Annotated in this window: 22 protein-coding genes and 2 other annotated features; of the genes, 8 read left to right on the top strand and 14 right to left on the bottom strand. The window is 36.5% G+C overall.

The annotated features are described in order from the left end of the window. Positions 1-314: 314 nt before the first annotated feature. Positions 315-536 carry a DeoR family transcriptional regulator gene (locus tag MKY60_RS13435; RefSeq protein ID WP_090564512.1) on the top strand — a complete coding sequence of 74 codons (222 nt, stop codon included), beginning with the start codon at positions 315-317 and terminating at the stop codon, positions 534-536. A gap of 37 nt (positions 537-573) precedes the next feature. Here MKY60_RS13435 and MKY60_RS13440 read toward each other — a convergent pair whose 3' ends face one another. Both MKY60_RS13440 and MKY60_RS13445 read right to left on the bottom strand, forming a co-directional pair. Continuing rightward, on the bottom strand, positions 574-1,296 hold the full coding sequence (locus MKY60_RS13440; RefSeq protein ID WP_340930172.1) for a pseudouridine synthase: 723 nt from the start codon (positions 1,294-1,296) through the stop codon (positions 574-576). A gap of 9 nt (positions 1,297-1,305) precedes the next feature. Continuing rightward, complete coding sequence (locus MKY60_RS13445) at positions 1,306-2,922, bottom strand: putative polysaccharide biosynthesis protein (RefSeq protein WP_241597022.1); 1,617 nt, start codon at positions 2,920-2,922, stop codon at positions 1,306-1,308. A gap of 344 nt (positions 2,923-3,266) precedes the next feature. Between MKY60_RS13445 and MKY60_RS13450 the strand changes: the two genes are divergently transcribed. From MKY60_RS13450 to MKY60_RS13460, 3 genes are all read left to right on the top strand, one after another. Continuing rightward, positions 3,267-4,529 (top strand): BaiN/RdsA family NAD(P)/FAD-dependent oxidoreductase, encoded by a 1,263-nt coding sequence (locus MKY60_RS13450; RefSeq protein ID WP_241597036.1) that lies wholly within the window; start codon positions 3,267-3,269, stop codon positions 4,527-4,529. Positions 4,530-4,553: 24 nt separating this feature from the next. Next, positions 4,554-4,784 (top strand) — a binding site (T-box leader). A 59-nt stretch (positions 4,785-4,843) separates the two neighbouring features. Continuing rightward, positions 4,844-6,232, top strand: coding sequence for an anthranilate synthase component I (trpE, locus tag MKY60_RS13455; protein ID WP_241597038.1), 1,389 nt, complete (start codon positions 4,844-4,846; stop codon positions 6,230-6,232). Beyond that, entirely contained in the window at positions 6,229-6,816 is a 588-nt protein-coding gene (locus tag MKY60_RS13460) for an anthranilate synthase component II (protein ID WP_340930173.1), read from the top strand. The genes trpE and MKY60_RS13460 overlap by 4 nt, the downstream gene beginning before the upstream one ends. 355 nt (positions 6,817-7,171) lie before the next feature. Here the strand turns inward: MKY60_RS13460 and MKY60_RS13465 are convergent, their stop codons facing one another. The 5 genes from MKY60_RS13465 to MKY60_RS13485 form a co-directional block, all read right to left on the bottom strand. Next, positions 7,172-7,795, bottom strand: a complete 624-nt coding sequence (locus tag MKY60_RS13465; RefSeq protein WP_340930174.1) for an FMN-binding negative transcriptional regulator — start codon at positions 7,793-7,795, stop codon at positions 7,172-7,174. Positions 7,796-7,818: 23 nt separating this feature from the next. Further along, positions 7,819-8,334: a GNAT family N-acetyltransferase gene (locus tag MKY60_RS13470; protein ID WP_241597062.1), complete on the bottom strand. Its 516-nt coding sequence runs from the start codon at positions 8,332-8,334 to the stop codon at positions 7,819-7,821. Between the two features lie 26 nt (positions 8,335-8,360). Next, entirely contained in the window at positions 8,361-8,813 is a 453-nt protein-coding gene (locus MKY60_RS13475; RefSeq protein ID WP_340930175.1) for a MarR family winged helix-turn-helix transcriptional regulator, read from the bottom strand. A 519-nt stretch (positions 8,814-9,332) separates the two neighbouring features. Continuing rightward, the gene (locus MKY60_RS13480; RefSeq protein ID WP_340930177.1) at positions 9,333-10,040 is read right to left on the bottom strand and encodes a DNA alkylation repair protein; all 708 of its coding nucleotides are present in this window, start codon (positions 10,038-10,040) and stop codon (positions 9,333-9,335) included. Positions 10,041-10,105: 65 nt separating this feature from the next. After that, on the bottom strand, positions 10,106-10,510 hold the full coding sequence (locus MKY60_RS13485; RefSeq protein WP_340930178.1) for a VOC family protein: 405 nt from the start codon (positions 10,508-10,510) through the stop codon (positions 10,106-10,108). Between the two features lie 193 nt (positions 10,511-10,703). Between MKY60_RS13485 and MKY60_RS13490 the strand changes: the two genes are divergently transcribed. Beyond that, entirely contained in the window at positions 10,704-11,231 is a 528-nt protein-coding gene (locus MKY60_RS13490) for a sigma-70 family RNA polymerase sigma factor (protein ID WP_241597174.1), read from the top strand. Further along, positions 11,224-11,886, top strand: a complete 663-nt coding sequence (locus MKY60_RS13495) for a hypothetical protein (protein WP_340930179.1) — start codon at positions 11,224-11,226, stop codon at positions 11,884-11,886. Before MKY60_RS13490 ends, MKY60_RS13495 begins: the two co-directional genes overlap by 8 nt. Before the next feature lie 397 nt (positions 11,887-12,283). Here the strand turns inward: MKY60_RS13495 and leuS are convergent, their stop codons facing one another. From leuS to MKY60_RS13530, 7 genes are all read right to left on the bottom strand, one after another. Continuing rightward, positions 12,284-14,695: a leucine--tRNA ligase gene (gene leuS, locus MKY60_RS13500; RefSeq protein WP_340880162.1), complete on the bottom strand. Its 2,412-nt coding sequence runs from the start codon at positions 14,693-14,695 to the stop codon at positions 12,284-12,286. Between the two features lie 165 nt (positions 14,696-14,860). After that, positions 14,861-15,073: a binding site (T-box leader), on the bottom strand. Positions 15,074-15,196: 123 nt separating this feature from the next. Next, positions 15,197-15,850: a 3-oxoacid CoA-transferase subunit B gene (locus tag MKY60_RS13505; RefSeq protein WP_090564405.1), complete on the bottom strand. Its 654-nt coding sequence runs from the start codon at positions 15,848-15,850 to the stop codon at positions 15,197-15,199. A 13-nt stretch (positions 15,851-15,863) separates the two neighbouring features. Next, on the bottom strand, positions 15,864-16,553 hold the full coding sequence (locus MKY60_RS13510; RefSeq protein WP_090564406.1) for a CoA transferase subunit A: 690 nt from the start codon (positions 16,551-16,553) through the stop codon (positions 15,864-15,866). 188 nt (positions 16,554-16,741) lie between these two features. Continuing rightward, on the bottom strand, positions 16,742-17,509 hold the full coding sequence (locus MKY60_RS13515) for a 3-hydroxybutyrate dehydrogenase (protein WP_340880164.1): 768 nt from the start codon (positions 17,507-17,509) through the stop codon (positions 16,742-16,744). Between the two features lie 41 nt (positions 17,510-17,550). Further along, positions 17,551-18,888: a GntP family permease gene (locus MKY60_RS13520; protein ID WP_340930180.1), complete on the bottom strand. Its 1,338-nt coding sequence runs from the start codon at positions 18,886-18,888 to the stop codon at positions 17,551-17,553. A gap of 294 nt (positions 18,889-19,182) precedes the next feature. Then, on the bottom strand, positions 19,183-20,526 hold the full coding sequence (locus MKY60_RS13525) for a sigma-54 interaction domain-containing protein (protein WP_340930181.1): 1,344 nt from the start codon (positions 20,524-20,526) through the stop codon (positions 19,183-19,185). Between the two features lie 2 nt (positions 20,527-20,528). Then, positions 20,529-21,713: an MDR family MFS transporter gene (locus MKY60_RS13530; protein WP_241597078.1), complete on the bottom strand. Its 1,185-nt coding sequence runs from the start codon at positions 21,711-21,713 to the stop codon at positions 20,529-20,531. 121 nt (positions 21,714-21,834) lie between these two features. Here MKY60_RS13530 and MKY60_RS13535 point away from each other — a divergent pair, with 121 nt between their 5' ends. Together MKY60_RS13535 and MKY60_RS13540 are read left to right on the top strand one after the other, a co-directional pair. Next, positions 21,835-22,794, top strand: coding sequence for a TIGR01212 family radical SAM protein (locus MKY60_RS13535; RefSeq protein ID WP_340930183.1), 960 nt, complete (start codon positions 21,835-21,837; stop codon positions 22,792-22,794). Continuing rightward, positions 22,791-23,363 carry a class I SAM-dependent methyltransferase gene (locus tag MKY60_RS13540; protein ID WP_340930184.1) on the top strand — a complete coding sequence of 191 codons (573 nt, stop codon included), beginning with the start codon at positions 22,791-22,793 and terminating at the stop codon, positions 23,361-23,363. Before MKY60_RS13535 ends, MKY60_RS13540 begins: the two co-directional genes overlap by 4 nt. The last annotated feature ends 357 nt before the right edge of the window (positions 23,364-23,720 follow it).

Genomic DNA, 23,720 nt, shown 5'->3' on the forward strand with positions numbered 1-23,720 from the left:
GGTTTTATTTGCGAAAGGAAAATATCATCCTTTTTATTCCTAGACAGTAATTGGTGCTCTTAAAATACTTAGATAACGCTGATTTTAATGTTTTAATAGCCTGTTCCAAAACTAAAAAGAAATGTGAATTATTTGTAAATATAATAATTTCTATAGAAATTTCAATAGAAATCTACTATAATGGAATTGTCAGAAAGTAAATATTTTGACTACAATTTAGTAAAGGGGCTGTAAATTGCAATTACTCAGTTGCTTTTCACCCAAGTCGTCCGCTAGTCTAGCCAAGAGATATCATGATGAAGGAGTGGTTACTTTTGAAACCAACTACTGATCGGATGTTAATTCGAATTAAAGACATGTATATGTTCATCCGAGATAACGGAACAGTTACAACACAAGACTTAGTCGATGAATTTGGCATCACTCCTCGCACGATTCAACGAGATTTGAATGTGCTTGCTTTTAATGACTTAGTCATTAGTCCGACAAGAGGCAAATGGACCACGACGAACAAACGAGTTAAATTGACATCTTAGATAGTAACAATATGAAAAGAATGACCAAGCTCAATAGTTAAGCGAGGTCATTCTTTTGCTGTATTTGTTCTAATTCTTCTTCAGTCAATTCTCTATACGTTCCTTCTTCAAGAGAGCTATCTAATAGTAACATCCCCATTGATAACCTTTTTAAATAAACTACTTTTTTTCCCACCGATTCAAACATTCTTTTCACTTGATGGAATTTCCCTTCCGTAATAGATAATTCTATTTCCGAAGTAGGACCACTCTTTAAGATATTTAATATGCCTGGCTTTGTATGATAGCCATCATCCAATATTACACCATTGGAAAAGGCCATAATATCCGATTCGTCTACTACACCTTCCACTTTGGCATAATACACTTTTGGTACATCCTTATTTGGGGATAGAAGTCGATGTGTTAAAGCTCCGTCATTTGTCAATAAAAGAAGTCCAACTGTATCCTTATCTAATCTTCCCACCGGATATGGTTCAAAATGACGAACATCATCATCTAAAAGATCAATAACTGTTTGATCCCTAGAATCTTCTGTCGCAGAGACTACTCCAGGTGGTTTATTCATCATTAAATAGATGAACTCCCTATATTCAACTACTTCTCCGTAAACTGTTACTTTATCCTTAAATTCATTTACATGCATGGAGCTGTCTTTAACAACAGCTTCATTTACTTGAATAGCTTTCGATTTGACCAATATTTTTACTTCTCTTCTCGTACCATATCCTATATGAGATAGAAATTTATCTAATCGCATTTAATTCTCCTAGAAACCAATTTTTTTCGTAAAACGGGTGAGTCTATCACCAAATAGTTTTTGAGCAAGTCCCAATCGTAAAGTAACAAACGCATAAAAAGCAGCTCCTATACCTGCACAAACAATAATTGATAACAGCCCTTCTAGCTTAGTATCAATCGTCATTAGCTGTCCTAGTGTCCATTTTGATAAAAACACAAGAGTCAACATGGCTAGGTTCACTATTAAGATTAGCATTACCCTACGAATGACCATAGTCGATCTGTAATGTAAAGTTTTGTGTATAGCAAATAGATTTAACCCAATCGCGACCATATATCCACATGCAGTTGCCATAATAGCTCCATCTGTTTCAAACACTTTAATAAGTGGCGTATTGAGCACTAGCTTTGTTAGAATTCCAAGTAGTAAATTTAAAATAATTAGCTTTTGTCGATCAATTCCTTGAAGTATAGAAGTTGTTACTGGATATAATGCAAACAAAATAGCAACTGGTGCATAATGCGCAAGCACTGCGGCCCCTCTTTCACTCGCCTCATAAAACACAAAGTAAAATTCATCTGCTAATACGGAAATCCCCATTGCTGCAGGAACCGTCAAAAACAATAAAATTTGAAAAGACTGGTCCAATGATTTACGAACCTGCACAAAGTCTTGTTTGGCGTAATAGCTAGTAATCAAGGGAATCAACGTCATACTAAAACCTGTTGCTAGCATAACTGGAATCATTACAAGCTTATGAGTACTAAAATTCAACATACCTAACAAAGTATTAGATACATCACCACCTATTCCAATCGTAGACATTGCGTTATTAAATGTAATCATATCGATAAATTGAAATAAAGGATTTATTACTCCCACAAGTGCAAAAGGTACTGTATAAATCAGCATTTCTTTATAAATATTCGATAAAGAAATATCTGAACTTGGTTTACCCGAGCCCGTGAGCAGATTATTAAATTCTGGCTTAAGTTTTTTCCAATACCAAAATAACACGACCAAGCTTGCAATTGCCCCTAAAAATGCTGCAAATACTGCAAACGAAACCGCCGTTTTCTCAGTACCCTTAAATATGTAAACAACAAAAAAGCCACCGACTAGTACAAAAAGTATTCGAACAATTTGTTCCCACAATTGAGAAACTGCAGTAGGTGTCATATGTTGATAGCCTTGGAAAAAACCTCTTACTAAGCTCATTAGTGGAACTACAATTACAGCAAAACTCACAAATTTAATCACAGAAGCTACATCACCTACTGAAAACACTGCCTCATCATCTTTAATAATTAGATGAGCTATAGGATCAGCAAGGAAAAAAAGAATTAAAAAGCCTAAGAATCCTGTTACTGCCATAAGTAGCATGCTCGATTTTACTAGCTTTCTACCAGTAGCGTAGTCTCCTAGAGCGTTATATTTAGATACAAATTTTGAAACTGCAACTGGAACTCCAGAAACTGCAATTGCCAGCATGATAGAGTATGGTGTATAGGCATATTGATAAAGCGCTATATACTCTTCTCCTACTATTTGATAAAAAGGTATTACATAAAGAACACCTAGTATTCTTGATAATAAGAGACCGACCGTTAGGATCATTGTCCCTTTCAATAAATTTGATGCCATCGAACCCGTCCAATCTTATCATATTCGCCTCGACGAATATACTCCTGCACAAGCTCGTCGCAGAAAACAGTGCTCCCAGATTTATCTCGACCTTGCTTGAGAATCTGCAGCATCCGCCAGAGGCCTTAACCTTATTAAGCAGGGCTTTGTAGACACCACTTAGTTGAATACATATTTATATTCACCGCACCTCTTATAGAAGTGGGATACTTCCGCTCCTGAGCTAACTCGTCGCAAAAAACATTAGCTTAATGAAGTTAAAATGTCTATCTTACAGTTTACAACTGTCTAAACAAAACCACAATCATGTATAATAAAGAAAAAACCGAAAGTGTGAATTTATTATGTATGACGTTATTGTAATTGGCGGGGGTCCCTCAGGATTAATGGCTGCTGCGGCAGCTGGTGCAGAAAAAAGGAAAGTGCTTCTTATTGAAAAAGGAAATAAGCTTGGGAAAAAGCTTGCTATATCTGGTGGCGGTCGTTGTAATGTTACTAACAGGCTACCTCAGGAAGAAATCGTAAAAAATATCCCTGGAAATGGTCGATTCTTATTCAGCCCGTTTTCTGTTTTTAATAATGAAGATATCATTGATTTTTTTGAAAATCTTGGAGTGCCCTTAAAAGAAGAAGATCACGGTAGAATGTTCCCAGTGTCCAATAAAGCTATGGATGTTGTAAATGCTCTTTTAGATGAATTAAAAAGATTACAGGTAGAAATTAAATTAAATTCAGTAGTTTCTAAGTTATTGATGAATGATGAAAAAGTAATTGGCGTAAGACTTGCTTCAGGTGAAGAAATTACTTCTAATGCAATCGTAGTAGCGGTCGGGGGTAAAGCAGTTCCTCAAACCGGATCAACCGGGGACGGTTATCCATGGGCCGAAAAAGCTGGACATACTGTGACGGACTTATATCCAACAGAGGTACCTTTATTGTCCAATGAGGCTTTTATCAAGTCAAAAGAACTTCAAGGTCTAGCGCTTCGTGGTGCGGGTGTTTCAGTGTTAAATAAAAAAGGAAAAGCAATTATCACACACGAAATGGATATGTTATTTACCCATTTTGGCTTAAGTGGCCCTGCAGTTTTAAGATGCAGTCAATTCGTTGTAAAGGAACAAAAGAAAAATGGCGGACAGCCTGTTGCAGTTCGAATTGACAGTCTTCCGGAACAAAATGAGGAAGAAACTTTCCAAATGTTGCTGTCCGCTATTAAAGAAGATCCAAAAAAAGCAGTGAAAAATGTTTGGAAAGGTATTGTACCTGAACGATGGCTTTTATTTTTACTACAGCGCACCGCTATTCAAGAGAGTGAAGATGGCCAAAATCTTGCACACGAAAAGATTCGTGCACTTGCTCATGAGTTAAAGCAATTTATTGTCTTTGTGTACGGTACACAACCTTTAGAAAAAGCTTTTGTTACTGGTGGAGGTGTCTCCATTAAAGAAATAGAACCTAAAACTATGGCTTCAAGGAAAAAAGCAGGACTATATTTTTGTGGTGAAATATTGGATATCCATGGCTACACAGGTGGCTACAATATCACCTCTGCACTTGTTACCGGAAAAATTGCCGGGATGAGTGCCGCAAAATCGATTGAATTTTAAAATAACTTATAATACAATAAACTATAACAAGCGATGAGGAAGAATAGTAGCTTTATGAATTGCTTCAGAGAGCTGACGGTGGTGCAAGTCAGTGCAAGCTATAAAGTGAATGGGCTTCTTAGCTCCAAGGCTGAACAATTAGTTTCAGTAGGTTTTGGCGTTCGTCTACGTTATAGGACTAGCAACTGTTTGGTTGCAATAAGTGGATTACAATAGTGATCAATAAAGGTGGCACCACGGCTCTCCGTCCTTTGATGGAGGGCCTTTTTGTGTTTAGTTGAGCTGAGATTAGTTGAGAAAAGGAGAGAAAAGTTATGACAGTTGAGACGAGAAGCTACCAAATGAAAGAAATTCAAGGGGACATGATGACTCCTATTTCCATTTATCATTCATTGCTTGGAAAGAAAAAAATGTTATTTGAATCCTCCGCAAAGCATGAGGAAAGTGGAAGATATTCCTTTATCGCAGTGGATCCCATCAGGGAATTAACAGGTAACCAGCATGGATATTCATTGTCCTATGAAAATGGAAAAATAGAAGAAGAACAAAAATCTGTAATAGAAAAGCTTAAAAAGATATTGCCAATACATCGAGATTCTTATCCATTTACTTTCTTTGGGGGAGCTATTGGGTATTTTAGCTATGAAACTGCATTCTACTCTGAGAAAATTGGAGTTCTATTAAACGACGATCTAGAAATGCCAGATGTACATGTCATGTTTTATGATACCTTTATTATTTTCGATCATTTGAAACAAACTGTTACTATTGCGGCCATTGATCTATTCAAAAATGGACGATCTGAAAATGCAATGACTAATGCCATTGAAAAGATTTTCTCTGAGCTTCAGCAGGGACCACTAATTCCTGAAAGTATGGAGCCAAAGCTCTCTTTTAAGCCGCAGATGCAAGAAAAGGAATTTACGGAGATGGTGGAAAAAGCGAAAAATCACATTATTAAGGGTGACATTTTTCAAGTAGTATTATCTCAGCGCTTTACTACTCCTCTTAATGGAGACCCTTTCTCATTGTATCGACAGCTTCGCACTTCCAATCCATCTCCTTATATGTTTTATATGGATTTTGAAACTTATATCATTTTAGGAACATCTCCTGAGAGCTTAGTAAAAGTGAAAGATGGATTAGTGACAACGAACCCTATTGCTGGGACGAAACACCGCGGAAAAACCGTTGAGGAAGATGCTCTCATAACAAATGAGTTATTAACAGATGAAAAAGAAGTTGCAGAGCATCGGATGCTCGTTGATCTAGGTCGCAATGATATCGGTCGGATTGCTGAAGTCGGAACAGTTCAAGTCGAGAAATATATGAAAGTTGAGTACTATAAATATGTCATGCATATTGTATCCGAAGTGACAGGCAGATTAAAAAAAGATTCTCATGTTCTAGATGTGTTAACTACTTGTCTACCAGCAGGTACTGTATCTGGAGCACCGAAAATTAGAGCTATGCAAATTATCAATTATTTAGAGCCTATGAAACGTGGTGTTTACGCGGGAGCGGTTGGCTATATTTCGGTTACTGGTAACATGGATTTAGCGCTCGCCATTCGAACTATGGTAGTTAAGGACCATCACGCCCATGTCCAAGCTGGAGCAGGTATTGTCTATGATTCTATTCCAAAAAGTGAATACGAGGAAACGATCAATAAAGCAAAGGCTCTTTTGGAGGTTCAACGATGATTTTATTAATCGATAACTACGATTCCTTCACCTATAATTTATACCAGCAAATTAGTATGCTTGGCAAAGAGGTTAAAGTCATTCGCAATGATGCCATTACTATAAGTGAAATAGTTGAACTGAATCCGATGGCCATTATTATCTCTCCCGGTCCAGGTACTCCTGCTGAAGCAGGTATTTCTATCGAAATAATTCGGAAGCTATACAAACAGTACCCCATTTTAGGTATTTGTCTTGGGCATCAGTCGATTGGGGCAGCTTTCGGAGCAAAAATAGTGCAAGCAAAAACAATTATGCACGGAAAAATATCCACCCTTTCGTATAAAAATCATGCTTTGTTCGAGTCTTTTAATGAACCAATTTCGGTCATGCGATATCATTCTCTTGTAATTGAAAAAAAGTCTTTAACAAACCAATTGGAAGTAATTGCTCGAGCAGAAGATGACAATGAAATAATGGCTATCAAACATGTCATTTACCCTCTTTATGGACTTCAATTTCATCCAGAATCCATTGGAACAAAGCAAGGTAATCGAATGATGCAGTCATTTATCGAAAGTCTTGAAATAAGCAACGTAAAATGAGATAAATAGCGCTAAACTTCCATAAGTGTAGGGTTCATCCCCACTTATGGAAAATAGGACCATTTGGACTTCTTGGGAAATTGAAATAAAAACCTTACAAAAAAACGGGTAAAAGGAAGCCCTCCCCTTTAAGTTCGAAACCTGTTTCTATCGTCTTCATTAGGATTTGGGTAGTTTGTCGTCCTATTTTTTATAGAATAATTTTTAGAGAGGTTGATCGTGACTAACGTCTGATCAGCCTCTTTTTTTATCAGTAATCTAATAGGGTTTGTCTGTCCGTCATCCTGCTATAACCAGGAAAGTGCGTATTTGGATACCAAATGAAAAGATACTTCTTTTAAAAGGAACATAATCCTTATTTTTCATTTCTTAACTTCCTATTCATCACTTCTGCCATTTTATGAGAATTCATATCCTTTTCTTCATAAAGTTTATTAATGATATTATGATAGTCTTCTTCATTACGATTTTGACTAAGTTTATATGCTGCTTGAATTTCTTGTACTTTGATCTTAAATCCAACAATACCTTTTAGTTCTTTGTTTAATAACTGTGGTGATAGCCCTTCCCACAACACTGGATTTTTACGGTGCTTTTCGTATTTTTGAAGCAACTTTGTTAGATCCTGTTTTAACTCTTCTTCGCTTAAGATGCTCGCTTTACCATATACATGAACAGCTTGATAATTCCATGTTGGGACATTTTCTTTTTCATACCAAGAAGAAGAAATATAAGCGTGTGGTCCTTGGAACATAACCAATATATTTTCACAGATTTCTAACGTTCTCCATTGAGGGTTACCATAAGCCATATGCCCAGTTATATAATAATCATCTCCTTCTTTAATTATCTGCATTGGCAAATGAGTGGCAATCGGTTTCTCTTGCACTGTGGTGATAAGCGTTCCAAAAGAATTCTCTTGAACAAAATTCCAAATTTCCTCAACATTTGTGACCTTAAAGTATTTCGGAGTATACATAATAATCACCCTTTCGAAAATAATTATATAAGTGTTTTGACCATTATAAAGTCTATTTGCTCTTCATCACCCATATAAAAAGAGTGGGCTCCAGTTTGAACAAATCCCATTTTTATATAAAAAGCAATAGCATTTCCATTTTTTTCCCAAACGCCTAACCAGACTTTCTTTTTATGACACTCAAGAGCAATATCCAGTGATTTGTTTAGAAGATATTTTCCAAGTCCATGTTTCTGATATTTTTTCTTTATATAAATCCTCTCTATCTCTAGTGATTCATCACCCATTTCTTCAGATTGAGCATCATTGATATTGACTTTTAAATATCCAGCAACTTCGTTCTCAAAATAAACAAAAAAGAATTTAGAAGATATATTGGTTAATTCTTTCTCAAGTTGTTTTAAGTTAAATGCTCTTCCCATATAGGCATTCATATTTTCCGGCGAATTCTGATGCTCAAATGTATCGTTAAATGTTTCACAACTAATTTTTTGAAGTATATGTAGATCTCCAAGGCTACACTGTTTTGTTTTTATCACTTTAAATTTGTCACTCCTTAAAATTATTAATAATTTCTCTTGTTTCCCTTTTTTACATATTCCCAATCTATTTCTATATTTTTTCTAACTCTCTGGAGAAGAGTACTAATGATTTCTGTTTCGCTTTCGGAAAATCCAACTAATGCTTTCATATTTGAATAATCATTTTCCTTTATTATGAAAGGATAAATATTTTCACCTTTCTCTGTGGGATATAGTTTTTTTATTTTTTGGTTATGTTGATCATCTCTCTTTTCAATAAAGCCATTGATTTCAAGTTTTCCTATAGCACGAGAAGCTGTGGTTCGGTCTACTTTTATCATTTCAGCTAACTTTTCTTGAATTATCCCTGGATTTTCACATATTCTCACAAGGTATAAATACTGTCCTTTTGTAAGATGATATTCTTTAAATTCTATATTGCTTATAGAATCTAGCGCTCTAGCAATCATTCCAATTTCTCGTAAAATATCCTTCATACTATAAGCCTCCTATCCGCTTTGTTGCAACTGCAACAAAAAACATAAATTAAATTTAACTTAATATCGTTGTATTTGCAACAAAAATAATAAAGAAAAGTTTTTGTATAAGGAACTGAGACATATTTGCCGACAAATTTTGTACCGATTATAGTGCACAGATCAATACAAATAATTCTGAATTCTTATACAACACCAAAAATTGATAAAAATAAAAAGCATTCATTGTGGAATGCTTTCAGACTGTAGACAAACTGTAATTTTTGGAGCATAGAGTTATATACTAAAATCGGCAAGGACCACCACTTCGCTTTCCGTGGGCTTGGCTTCAGCCTCCTCGTCACTGCGAAAACATATGCTCCTGCCGTTACTCTTCGCAAAGTCATTGGTCAAACAAAGTTCGACCAATGCCTTTCCTGCGGGGGCTTCTGCTCAAGCTGTTCCCACAGGAGTCTTCGTGGTGGTCCAAGCTGAAAGCATCCATTGTAGAATGCTTTTTATACTTTCTAAATCACTTTTTTAACATCTTACATGCCTGCGCTTAAAGCCAATTCTTCCTCTATCGACTTCTTTTTGTATGTTTTCATAAGCATTTAGGAAACTACTTTTTTTATCTTCTTTCTTGAGTTCTACTATACCTATCTCCTTTGCGGTCTCAAGAGCTTTTTCGTGTAGAGGCAAATAAGAAGTCCCCACTGTGTACAAAAAATTATTCATAGAAGATTTCGCTCGTTCAGGTGATTCCTGAATGCTACTTTTTACCATGCCAAGCATATCTAAGATCTTGCTTTCTGAGAATTCCACGTCTTTACGGTTTCCTAGAAGCCAACAGTAACAACTCCAACCCGCAGACATTCTCAGTTCGTCTCCACTTTGAATCCATTTATCTGCTACTTCTTGGGCAATATCTGACTCTGATAAAGTTACAGCGACTACATAATCGGATAGCATATAAAAATACGCCGTGTCCATCCAACGATTATAATCCGACTCAGTCATAGCTTTAGGGTCTGCAATAATTCCAGCAAAGTACATTGCATCATAGTTCCCGGTAGCATACAACTCTTCAGCCAAATGTTGGTTTATTTTTATTTTCTTTACGATTGGCTTCATAGCGCCTGTAGCAACACCAAATAGCGGTTCATGCGCACCATTGGATATATACATTTTTTTAGTTCGATCCTTACCAAGTGCTTCAAGCTCCTGCATTACCATTTCCAAATTCATCGTTTAGCACTTCCTTCTATAAAAAATTTCCATAGTCGCTCAAACGCCACTATATCTTTCTAATCCTATTTCACTTTGAAAGTAGGACTCAATTCACTCCATACATCGAACACATTTCCATCTAGATCGCGGAAAACAAAATTGTTACCTGGATGGCCCCGATCCTCAATTTCCCCGACATTTACTTCCTTTTTCTTAAGAAATTCATGAAATTCTGCTAATTGCTCTATACCATCCACTTCAAAAGTCATTGTAAAATGTTCCTGTTGATAACTATCAAAAAAACTAGATCGTTCCCCTACTTGAGCCTTAACAAGAAAAAAGCTTTGATCAGCAAATTCTAAGATTGCTTTATCATCATTTCTAAAGTTCTCAACTGCGCCTAGCATTTCCTGATACCACTTCGATGATTTCTCTGGATCTACAACAGGAATGTATGTAGTCCCCACTCTTTTAATAAAGTTATTCATTTCTTAAACTCCCCTCTTATTATTATAAGGCTTATAGTAAATTACAATTCCATATCTATTTCTATCATATCATTTTTGAGGTCTTTCAAGACATGATTAAATACATGAAAGGATATAGTTCCTTAAAACTGTAAAAATTTTAGATAAATCCAAACTTTGAAGGTCTGGGAATCGTTTAATGTATAACGGAGGAGTGGTTGTTTTGTTTAATATTAATAATCTAAAAGAATTAATGCTTCATTATACAGAACCCTTAATACGTTTGGCTTATTACTATGTGAAAGATCTCCAAGCAGCGGAGGATATCGTACAAGAAGTATTCATAAAATTTTACCATAATGAGAACGGGTATGAAGAACGTGGAGAGTTAAAGGCATTTTTAACAACAATGACTGTCAATAAAAGCAAAGATTATTTAAAGAGTTGGACATATAAAAAAGTACAACTACAAAACAAAATATTTCCTTCAGCCAACACAAGGAATAAAGACGAATTAGTAAAAAAAGACGAGCGAGCAATAATTGGAGAAGCAATACTAGAATTGCCCCTAAAGCAGCGAGAAGTTCTGATTTATTTTTATTTCAACGAAATGACTATTGCTGAGGTTTCACATATTTTATCTGTTCCAGAAGGTACTGTAAAAACCAGATTAAGGCGTAGCAAAGATTTATTAAGGGGAAAACTGAAAGGAATAGAATGGGAGGTGCTTTTAAATGAATAACTATATACCTTCTAAAGTGAAAGATTTAACTGCGAGTAAACAACGAGTTATACAAAACGTAATAAACGAGATAGAAAATAACCAGAGAAATCCAAAACATAAATGGCTATATGTTGTTCTATCCACTGTTTTAGCAGTAAGTGTAATACTCTTTGTCTTCTCCGAAATATTTATGAAAAATGAACAACAATCAGCAAACGGAATGCTAGATATAACTAAACCTACATTCTCCGAAAATCAAGATTTACTCTATCTTCATGGGGTAACGCTAGGTGACTCACAATCAAAAGTAATTAAAGCCTTAGGTGAAAATTATACAATAGATGATCATGAGGATGGTAGTGGTGCAGACTTCATATTGGATTATGATGGTATTGTGAGATTCTATTTTTATCAAGACAAATTAGATAGCATACTATTGATGAAAGTAGATAAAATTTACTTTGACAAATTATTTGATGATTATGGTGGATATAAATTTATTACTTCTTCTAGTGAAGACAATAACGATCGCTATTTCTATTCAAAGGAGACTGGTCAGCTATTAAAAGCAACGATCGTTCCTGACGGAAACCTTTATTTGTATCTCATGCATGTGGGCAAAGACCTCTTGGAGAATCCAGATTTCCCAAAAATTGAACAGGTTTTAGATTAGTTTAAATTATATGGAAGCAAAAGTATAATGACTTCAAATTTACAAGAACTGATCAAATTGGTTCTTGAGCATTCAAAGTACCAGAAAGACTGACTTTGTGCACTCAAGTTACATATGCTTTCTTGTCTTTTCGATCGTTTTGATCCTTTTATATGTTTACTTGCTTTCACCTTTTGTTTACTTGCTTCTACCTGTAGCTTACTTGTGATCGTAAAGGGTTTACTTGCTCTTTGTCTATATTTACTTGCGCTCTAACGCTTTTTACTTGCTAAACGGATATTTTTTCCAAAAAATTCACAGTGTAATTTGGATAATCGAAAAAACATCTCACCTCTAAGAAACTTATAGAGGTGAGATGTTTTAGTTATTCTTATTTTAACTTCTTTTAAAATCTACATTAGATTACGATATTGACCATTTTACCTGGGATCGCAATTATTTTCTTCACTTCTTGACCTTCCAACCATTGTTGCACTTGTTCAGAAGCAAGAGCTAATGCTTCTAGCTCTTCTTTTGTCGCATCTTTAGCAACATGTAATTTCGCACGGACTTTTCCTTTAATTTGAACAGGAATTTCTACTTCATTGTCTACCAACTTAGATTCGTCGAAAGTTGGCCAAGATTCATAAACGATTGTATCATCATGTCCAAGAATGCTCCAAAGCTCTTCCGCAATATGTGGAACGATTGGAGAAATAAGCTTCACAAATCCTTCTACATACTCTTTAGAAATTTGCTCTGCTTTATAGCCTTCATTGATAAATACCATCATTTGTGAAATGGCAGTATTATAATGCATTGCTTCAAAGTCTTCAGTTACTTTTTTAACAGTTTGGTGATACGCTTTTTCCATATTATCAGAAGAAATGTCCGTAACTTTAGAACTCAACTTACCTTCTTCATCGACAAGTAAACGCCATATACGATCAAGGAATCTTCTTGATCCATCTAAACCGTTTGTTGACCATGGCTTCGAAGAGTCCAGTGGACCCATGAACATTTCGTATAGACGAAGTGAATCGGCACCATGACTTTTTACAATATCATCAGGGTTTACTACATTCCCTTTTGATTTAGACATTTTCTCATTACCTTCACCAAGAATCATTCCTTGATTAAATAGTTTTTGGAATGGCTCTTTCGTAGTAACAACACCAATATCATAAAGAAACTTATGCCAGAAACGTGCGTACAATAAATGAAGTACTGCATGCTCTGCGCCACCTACATAAATGTCAACTGGAAGCCAACGTTTCGCTAGTTCTGGATCGACAAGTGCCTCGTTATTATTTGGATCAATATAACGAAGGTAATACCAACAGCTACCCGCCCACTGTGGCATAGTATTAGTCTCACGACGACCTTTTTTACCTGTTACTGGATCTACAACATTTACCCATTCGGTAATATTAGCTAATGGTGATTCACCTGTTCCACTCGGTTTAATATCTGTTGTTACCGGAAGCATTAATGGTAATTCAGACTCATCTACAGGTGTCGAAGTACCATCCTCCCAATGGATAATTGGAATTGGCTCGCCCCAATATCGTTGACGGCTGAATAACCAATCACGTAGACGATACGTAATTTTCTTCTCACCTTTACCATTCGCTTCAAACCATTGAATTGCTTTTGCTATTGCTTCTTGTTTATTTAAGCCATTCAAGAACTCTGAGTTAACAAGTGTACCATCTGCTGTGTAAGCTTCTTTTTCGATGTCTCCACCAGAAACTACTTCCACTATTGGCAAGTCAAATTGTTTCGCAAACTCATAGTCGCGCTCATCATGTGCAGGAACTGCCATAATTGCACCTGTTCCATAGGTAGCTAACACATAATCTGCAATCCAAATCGGCATTTTCTCCCCACTTACAGGGTTAACCGCATAAGCACCTGTAAATACACCTGTTTTATGTTTTGCTAAATCTGTACGTTCTAAGTCACTTTTTAGTTTCACTTGATCTTTATAAGCTTGCACTGCTTCTGATTGGTCAGCAGTTGTGATGACATCCACAAGCTTATGCTCAGGTGCTAATACTGCATACGTTGCACCAAAAATAGTGTCTGGTCTAGTTGTAAATGCTCGGAATGATTCGTTAGTTTCAGCTACCTCAAATGTAAGCTCTGCACCTTCTGAACGCCCAATCCAATTACGTTGCATTTCTTTCAAGCTATCCGGCCAGTCAAGATCATCTAAATCCTCTAAAAGTCTGTCTGCATAAGCAGTTATACGAAGCACCCATTGACGCATCGGACGGCGTTCTACTGGATGTCCCCCACGCTCGGATACACCATCGATTACTTCTTCATTAGCCAAAACAGTACCTAATGCTGGGCACCAGTTTACTGGCACTTCATCTACATATGCTAGGCCTTTTTTGTACAGTTGAATGAAAATCCATTGTGTCCATTTATAATAAGAAGGATCCGTCGTATTGACTTCTCTATCCCAGTCAAATGAAAATCCTAAATCGGTCATTTGACGTTTAAATGTAGCAATATTCTTCGCAGTAAATTCTGCGGGATCATTCCCAGTATCAATTGCATATTGCTCTGCTGGAAGACCAAAAGCGTCCCAACCCATTGGGTGAAGAACGTTATAGCCTTGCTTACGTTTAAACGCACTTAATATATCCGTTGCAATATACCCAAGTGGATGCCCTACATGTAGGCCAACTCCTGAAGGATAAGGGAACATATCCAATGCATAAAATTTTGGTTTGGATGGATCATCTGTCATTTTATAGGTTTTATTTTCTTGCCAATACTTTTGCCACTTTTTTTCAATCGCTTCATGATTAAAGCTCATCGTAACTCCTCCTTAAATTTAGAAAAGCGTTAGCGCCTATGCAAGTCTCGACAAGTGCTGGAAAGGTTTCACGGACAGGCATCCTCTGCCTTTTCTTGAAACCCTGAAGCAACTTGAGGGGCTAGGCGCTAAAGCTAGACATAAAAAAACTCGCCCCTTAAAAAACTAAGGGACGAGAGATATACTCACGCGGTACCACCCAAATTAGTGAAAACTTCACTCAACTTGATTCCTTAACGCGGAAAACGGAATAAGCTACTAATCGTTCACTTATTCTGACTCAAAGGCGAGTTCAATAATTCGTAACGCTAACTTACACCAATCGCTAGCTCTCTAAAGAAACGATATTTATCTACTATTCCTTATCTCAGTCAACTTCTATTAGTTTTTATGATAATGGATTCTGTATTAAAATACAAGCTACACTTTAATCAATTACTCTTTGTGATAATTGGCGTCCAGAGGGTTGACTTAAATCAGCAATACTTTCGCTGTTTTAATTTAAATCGCTACATTTTCTCTAACATCTTTAATAATAAGCTCCGCTTCTGTAGCGTCGATAATATCTTGAACAGAATAACCCTCGAAAACTTCCTTCAATTCAAGTCCGTCCTCGGTTACCTCTATCATTGCCCGTTCTGTTATTATTTTATTCACAACTGCTTTACCTGTTAAAGGTAATTCACATTGTTTTTTAATTTTAGCAGAACCGTCTTTTGCACAATGGTCCATAATGACAATAATTTTCTTAGCACCATGCACTAAGTCCATTGCTCCGCCCATGCCTTTTATCATCTTCCCTGGAATCATCCAGTTTGCAAGATCTCCTTTTTCAGAAACCTCCATCGCTCCTAAAATGGCTACATCGACATGTCCTCCACGTATCATCGCAAATGACTCTGCACTATTAAAAAAAGCAGAACCTGGAATAGTAGTCACTGTTTCCTTACCGGCATTTATAAGATCTGGGTCTACTTCTTGCTCAGTTGGATATGGACCTATGCCAAGCAAACCATTTTCAGATTGTAAAACGACAGTTTTATCTGGAGAGATGAAATTCGCTACTAAAGTCGGAATCCCAATTCCTAGATTAACGTAGTTTCCATTTTCGATTTCCTTTTCTGCTCTTCTTGCAATTTTTTCACGTGTATTCAATCGAAACTCCTCCTTAAGAACGTGTCGTTAAACGCTCGATTCTTTTTTCCTGTTCTGCTTGGAACAGACCTTGAACATAAATACTCGGTGTATGTATTTGGGCAGGATTTAGGTCGCCTGTTTCCACAATCTCTTCCACTTCTGCTATGGTAATTTTACCTGCTGCTGCCATCATTGGATTGAAGTTTTGCGCTGTCATATTATAAATAAGATTTCCAAATTTATCTGCCTTAGCTGCCCGTATGAAAGCATAATCAGCTCGAAGTGCTTCTTCTAATACATATTCCTTACCGTCGTATACACGTACTTCCTTTCCTTCCGCTACAATGGTTCCTACACCTGCAGGAGTATAAAAAGCAGGAATTCCAGCACCACCAGCGCGAATTTTTTCTGCCAACGTTCCTTGTGGTGTCAATTCCACCTCAATCTCACCAGATATTACCTGTCTTTCAAACTCTTTATTTTCCCCAACATATGAACCTATCATTTTCTTTATCTGTTTATTTTTAAGTAGCAGCCCTAGACCCCACTCATCCACACCACAATTGTTGGAGATAACCGTTAAGTCCTTCACACCTTTTTCAACTAACGCTAATATTAGCTGTTCCGGAATTCCGACAAGTCCAAATCCTCCAACCATTAGAGTCATTCCATCTTGCACCCCTGCAACAGCCTCTTTAGCTGAATTGTAAATAGGTTTCATGCTTCCAATCCCCTTTCAAGTAAGCTTGACACATTATTATTTTCTCAAATATCCGATAACTTAGCAAACTATATTCCTGAATATTTGAATAGATGAATTCTTTCTCCCTATCTAGTGATATTTAATAAAACACAGCGATTATTAAATCGGACATTTAAAAAACAATCGCTTAAAGTCAATTATTATAATTATTGACTCGTGTAACCACCGTCTAAAACAACTGCTTGCCCAGTCATACCTTTTGCAGCTTCACTTGCTAAAAACATAGTTAAATCAGCTATCTCTTTTACGTCTAACAATCGTTTTTGTGGAACTAAAGGATATAATACTTCCTCTAAAACGGCTTCAACTGGAACATTTCGTACTTTCGCTAAATCCTTAAATTGGTTCCGTACAAGCGGTGTGTCCACATATCCTGGGCATACGGCATTCACTGTGATTCCATCTGCCGCTGTCTCAAGAGCTGCAACTTTTGTAAGACCAATTACGCCGTGTTTGGCTGAGTTATAAGCTGCTTTACCAGCAAAACCAACTAAACCATTTATAGAGGCCATATTAATAATTCTCCCGAATCCGTTCTCCCGCATATGCGGAAGAACGTGTTTAGTTGCAATAAACGGAGCGGTTAGCATTATTTTTATCAATAGCTCAAAACGTTCTGTCGGAAAATCTTCTAGCATTGAAACATGCTGCATACCTGCGTTATTTATAAGGATATCAATCCTTCCAAATTCTTTAATAGTAGCATTTATAGAATTGACTATGTCTTCCTCTTTTGTCACGTCACATTTAATACCAAGTACTTCATTTCCTAAATCTATGGCAGCATCCTTTACCTTCTCTTCATTTATATCAGTTAAAACAACTTTCGCACCAGCTTTATAAAATTCCTGAGCAATCTCAAAGCCTATGCCCTGTGCTGCTCCAGTAATAAGAAGAACTCTATCTTTAACCACTTATATTACCCCCAACTTACCATAAGATTCGCTTAATATAATCAAATACCTAATCCAATAGAAAAAAGAATTATCGCAATTGCTAATCCTATTAATGGTGTTACAACTGTTGTTGCAGCTACAGCCCAATAGGCTGCACTATGTTTTTCACCACAGATCGATTGAATTGTCGTTACCACATAACCATTATGTGGTAGGGAATCAAGTGCCCCTGATGATATTGCTACAACTCGATGCAAAGCTTCTTGATTGACCCCTGCTTCAATGTAACCCGGAGCTAATAATGGCAATGCAATAGTTTGACCACCAGAAGCAGATCCGGTCATACCTGCGATCACCGATACCGCGACACCAGCACCTATCAATGGAGATCCCGGTATACTAGCCATAGCATCCACTGCTACACCAAAAGCAGGAACAGCTTTTGCTACACCTCCGAAACCGACTACAGCAGCTGTATTTCCAATTGCTATTATAGCCCCTATTGTTCCAGCAGAAACTGCTTCCCATGGACTTTTAAAGTATTTCCAACTCACAATAAATGTTGCAATAATTCCACCAAGTAACGCCAAGATTAGTGCCGATTGCTTTAGTTCATCGTGGAAAATATAAGAAATAACTAATACTACTATTAGTGGGATAAATGCTAGAAACGGATTTGGTAATGCACGAGATGTATCAAAAGTAGGATCTGTTTTTCTATCTTCAAAGTGTTCACCATTCTTTACGGCTTTCGAAATAATTTTCTTCAGCCACCAGTAACCAAATACCGCCATAAAGGCTGCTACGATAATACTTACTTCTGCACCTGCATAAGGTGTTGTCTCTAGATAATCCATCGGAATCCAGTTTTGAATTTCCGGAGATCCAGCGGAAGTCATGGTAAATGTTACGGATCCTAAAGCAAGTGTTGCAGGTATAAAGCGACGTGGCAAATCAGCTTGTTTAAACAAAGATATAGCCATTGGATACACAGCAAAAGCTACAACAAACAAACTTACTCCCCCGTATGTCAAGATAGCACATGCAATAACAATAGCTAAAACAGCAAATTTCATCCCTAATTTGTCCACTATCATTTTTGCAACTGCATCTGCAGCACCGCTATCCTCCATAACCTTTCCAAATACAGCACCTAATAAAAACATTAAATACCATGACATGATAAATCCTGTAAATCCTTGCATATAATTTGTCACAAAGTTTGGTACACCATCTTCCACTAATTGTGGAAATAGTGGCATACCACTCATTAATGCCACGAATAGTGCAGATACTGGACCAACTATAATAATATTTACACCTTTCAAAGTTAGACCGATTAATAACGCAAGTCCCCCTATTAAACTAATCATACTCATTAGAATACTACCATCCATAAACAAATCCCCCTTAATTTTTATAGTTAAATCTTCCGCCGTTTCTCTGCAGTTGAATCGGCTTTATTGAATCATCTATCAAACTTCAATTCTTAAATAAAAGCGCTTTCATAGGTAATTAAATCATAATCGAAATTTTCAATCAATAGAGTTTGTGACGGCACCCTTTGCATTTCAAAAGATAATAATCCGACATTTCGGATTATTATAATATTAAAACTAATAAACAACGGTTTAATTCAAAAAAAAGAAAATCCGATTTTTTGGATTGATGTCCAAAAAATCGGATTTAGTTCATAAGTTGTGTTTTTTGATTTTTTCATATAATGTGGATCTGCTTAGACCAAGTTGTTTTGCAATTTGTATTTTATCGGATTCTTCTTCTAGGTATGATTGAAGAACTTTCTTTTCTACTGCTGCTAAAATGTCTTCGAGTGTTCCAGTAGTTTGGAAAGATGGTACATTCCTAAGCTTCACCTGAGCAGGAAGTGCTGATGGCAAAATAATATCGTTTTCAGCCAAATAAACTGCAGCCTGCAGTATGTTTTGTAATTCTCTTACATTCCCTGGCCAGTGATAGGATTGGAGTATCTCTCGCGTTTTTGTTGCTAACGTGACATGTCTTCGCCCAGCCTTGAGCATAAACTTTTGAAGAAAATAGTTGAGTAAATCTACGAAGTCTTCCATTCTTTCTCTTAGAGGGGGAATTCTTAAGGTGATTGCTTGTAAACGATAAAACAAATCTTCACGGAATTTCTTTTCCTCTATTAATTGAGAGAGGGATATATTGGATGAAGCAACTATACGAACATTTACTTTTTCACTGTTCTCCGAATTCAGTGGCAAAATTTCTTCATCCTGCATAGCCCTTAACAGTTTTGCTTGGAGTGTAAGAGGGAGTGTACTAATTTCATCTATATATAGAGTTCCATTATCGGCTTGTTTAACTCGTCCATTTTGCACTAAACCAGTAAGCTGATTATATACACCAAACAACTCTTTCTCCAATAAATCTGCAGGAATTGCCGCACAATTTACTTTTACAAATGGAAAGTCTGAACGTTCGGATAGCTGATGAATACTGTGTGCAAACATATCCTTCCCTGTTCCACTTTCCCCCTCGATTAATACCGGAAGATCACTAGGAGCTATTATTTCAATTGTTTCCTTTGTCTTCCGTATGGCTGGAGAACTTCCTTTTATGTCTCCTAACCTATACTCACTATAACTATTATCCTCTAGATTCAACTGAATTCTTTCCATTGTAGTCTGAACATGAGAACTTAGCTTTTTCCAATCGGACATATCTCGAAAGATGACACTACCGAAAGCTCCTACAATCTTACCATCAACAAAAAGAGGTACACGATTGGCAAGCATATATGTTCCTTTTATATAATGCGGGGAGGCATTATCAGGAACCCCTGATTTAATCACCTCATGCATTTTCGTGTTTTCAATAATGTCAGCTACAGGTTTACCTATAGCTTCCTCTCTCTTTACTTCAAGAAAACGACAATAATCTTCATTAATATATAGAATTTTCGAATCTGCATCTACCACAACAAACCATTGAAAAGCATTTTCTAAAATTTCAGCAAGAACAGAAGTTGGTAAGTTTTTTTGAAAATTGTCCAAAATCAAATCACATCCTTCTCAAGCTCTACTTTCTTAAGCGGTCGATCATATAGAAGGGTAGGAACTATCGCTAATGCTATAAGTAAAGTAAAAACAAAGAACATTGCCTGTATTCCATATACATCAACTAAAATTCCTCCAGCAAATGGACCAATCATTCTTCCTATCGTAGCCATACTGTTCACAATACCTTGATAAAATCCTTCTCTTCCTTTCGGTGCTAACTGTCCAGCTAATGTCGGTACAGCTGGCCAGATGAATACCTCTCCGAGTGTTAGGACAACCATTGCAACGATAAACATTGTGTAATCTTCTGCATAAGAGACAACAACAAAGGAAGCCATGAATATTACTATTCCAATGATCATCTGTGTTTTTATTCGATGCTCTAGCCTGCTAATAATTGGCTTAATAAGTGGCTGAGTTACTAGTATTAGAGCACCATTCATCGTCCACAGCAAGCTATATTCTTTTAAAGTAATACCTAAATCCAACACATGTGTAGAAATGGTGGAAGTCCATTGTACATAAGCTACCCAAGTAAGCATGTAACCAATTGATACAATCATCATTGCATAGAATGGTGCTTTTTGTTTAATTTTTTTATTATTTTTCAATACAGAAGCATTTACATTTGGAGCCACTGACATTTTACGGTAATAAACTCCTGCAACAATTAGAAATAGTACATAGGTTAATAGATTTGCTAGAAAGATATTATTGATATTATGATCAGCAACTAAGCCTGCAACGGCAGGACCAATAGCCACCCCTAGGTTTTGAGCCAAATAAATTGCATTAAAAGCTTTTCTTCCGCCTTCTGGCCAGACGCTTCCTACTAAAGCATACATGCTTGGGAATATTATTCCACCACTAAAACCTAGGATAGCTACGAACCATATGTATTCTGGCCATCCATGCCAAAACGTTAACATCAATAGTGATGCCATTGATAATATAATTCCGAACATAATGGATTTATATCCACCAATTCTGTCAAACAAATAACCTCCAAGTAAATTACCAATAACTCCTGTTCCCGCATTAATCATAAGCACGAATCCCGCCATTGTGAGCGTTTGACCTAGGTGCTTATGCATATATATTGTATGTAACGGCCATAAAAAAGAATTTCCCATTGTATTGATAAACATTCCGATTATTAAAAACCACACTACTTTTGGCAATTTAAACACCCCATTTCTATTGCACTCAGAATATTGTATTCCTTTTCAAATGGCACTTCAAGAAGATTAGACAAAACTTTACAAAGTCGTGTTAAAATAATCCTGTTAAGGAGTGAATTATATGAACGATAATAAATTTCCATTCCCTTCTGATGGGAAACGATATTTTACATGGAATCGTTATTTACGAGATATATTCGGTATGAAAATTTTTAAAGTAGCTTTAGATGCTGGTTTTGATTGTCCTAACAGAGATGGGACAGTTGCATTTGGCGGTTGTACTTTTTGTAGTGTAGCCGGAAGCGGAGACTTTGCTGGCGATAAAGTAGACCCCATTCCAGTCCAATTCGAAAAAATCAAAACAAATATGCATGAAAAATGGAAAAACGGAAAATACATAGCATATTTCCAAGCTTATACGAATACGCACGCCCCCCTTCCTGTTTTAAAAGAGAAATTTGAAGCGGCACTAGCTTTAGAAGGAGTTATAGGACTTTCTATTGCGTCAAGACCCGATTGTTTACCCGATGATGTAGTTGAATATTTGGCGGAGCTTAATAAACGAACATTTTTATGGATTGAGCTTGGACTTCAGACTATTCACGAGCGAACTGCCAATTTGGTGAACCGTGCTCACGATTTTCCTTCCTATATAGAAGGGGTAACCAAGTTAAGAAAGCATGGAATTCCTATATGTACGCATATAATAAATGGCCTACCTTTAGAAAACCGGGAAATGATGATGGAAACCGCAAGAGAAGTGGCCAAGCTTGATGTCCAGGGGATTAAAATACATTTACTTCATTTATTAAAAGGAACACCTATGGTTAAACAGTATGAAAAAGGAATGCTTGAATTCATGGACCGTGATTCTTATATCCAGCTTGTAGCAGATCAACTAGAAGTTTTACCCCCTGAGATGGTCGTGCAGCGAATAACGGGAGATGGTCCAATAGAGTTAATGATAGGACCAATGTGGAGTGTCAACAAATGGGATGTATTAAATGGAATAGATGCAGAGCTTGCTTCAAGAGAGAGTTACCAAGGAAAATATTATGAAAACAGTGGTGTTTCAAGATGAAACTAAAACGAATCTTACCTTTCGCAAAACAATTGATAATGTCCACAGTTGAACCAGGAGATATAGTTGTAGATGCAACAGCAGGAAATGGACATGACACGTTGTTTTTAACAGAGCTTGTTGGAGAGCACGGCCATGTGTATGCATTTGACGTTCAAGAGGAAGCTATCGTAGCAACTACCAAAAGATTAGAAGAGGCAAACAAGTTGGACAAAGCAACTATAATTCTAGATGGGCATGAAAATTTACATTTTTATATCCAGCAGGAAGTTTCAGCTGCGATATTTAACTTGGGTTACTTGCCTGGAAGTGATCATGAAATTATTACTAGAGGAGATTCTACTCAGCGGGCAATTGAATCATTACTTCAATTACTTAAAGTTGGTGGAATAATAGTTTTAGTAGTTTACCATGGACATCTGGGTGGTAAAGAAGAAAAGGATTCAATTCTCCATTATGTGCAGAATTTATCACAATCCTTTGTCCACGTATTAAGCTATCAGTTTCTTAACCAACAAAATGACCCGCCCTTTATCATCGCTATCGAAAAGATGAAAGAGCAAAAATAACTGTATATTTAGTATGAATAAGGGAAATATAAGTATAAGAAAAACTGGAAAAAAACACTCATGTCAACTTGAAGTAAACGGATAAATAAAGTCAATAGTACTTACTATTTCATCACTAAGGTAATGTTGAACTGAACTCTAGTATGAAGAGATTTTACTGTCTGCATCCATCACTTGAATAACAGCATTTCTAATTCAACAGCAATCACAAATAGTGTGTTCGCAAAATAAAATTGGACCCATCTTATCATCTATGAGATAAGCTTTTCCAAATCTTAAAATAGAAGACAACACACTAGTTATTTGCAGTGGAATGTGCGACTTCAACGGGATAAGCGAGAAAAGTCGAGCCCCTTC

The organism is Psychrobacillus sp. FSL K6-1415 (assembly GCF_038003185.1).
Classification (GTDB): domain Bacteria; phylum Bacillota; class Bacilli; order Bacillales_A; family Planococcaceae; genus Psychrobacillus; species Psychrobacillus psychrodurans.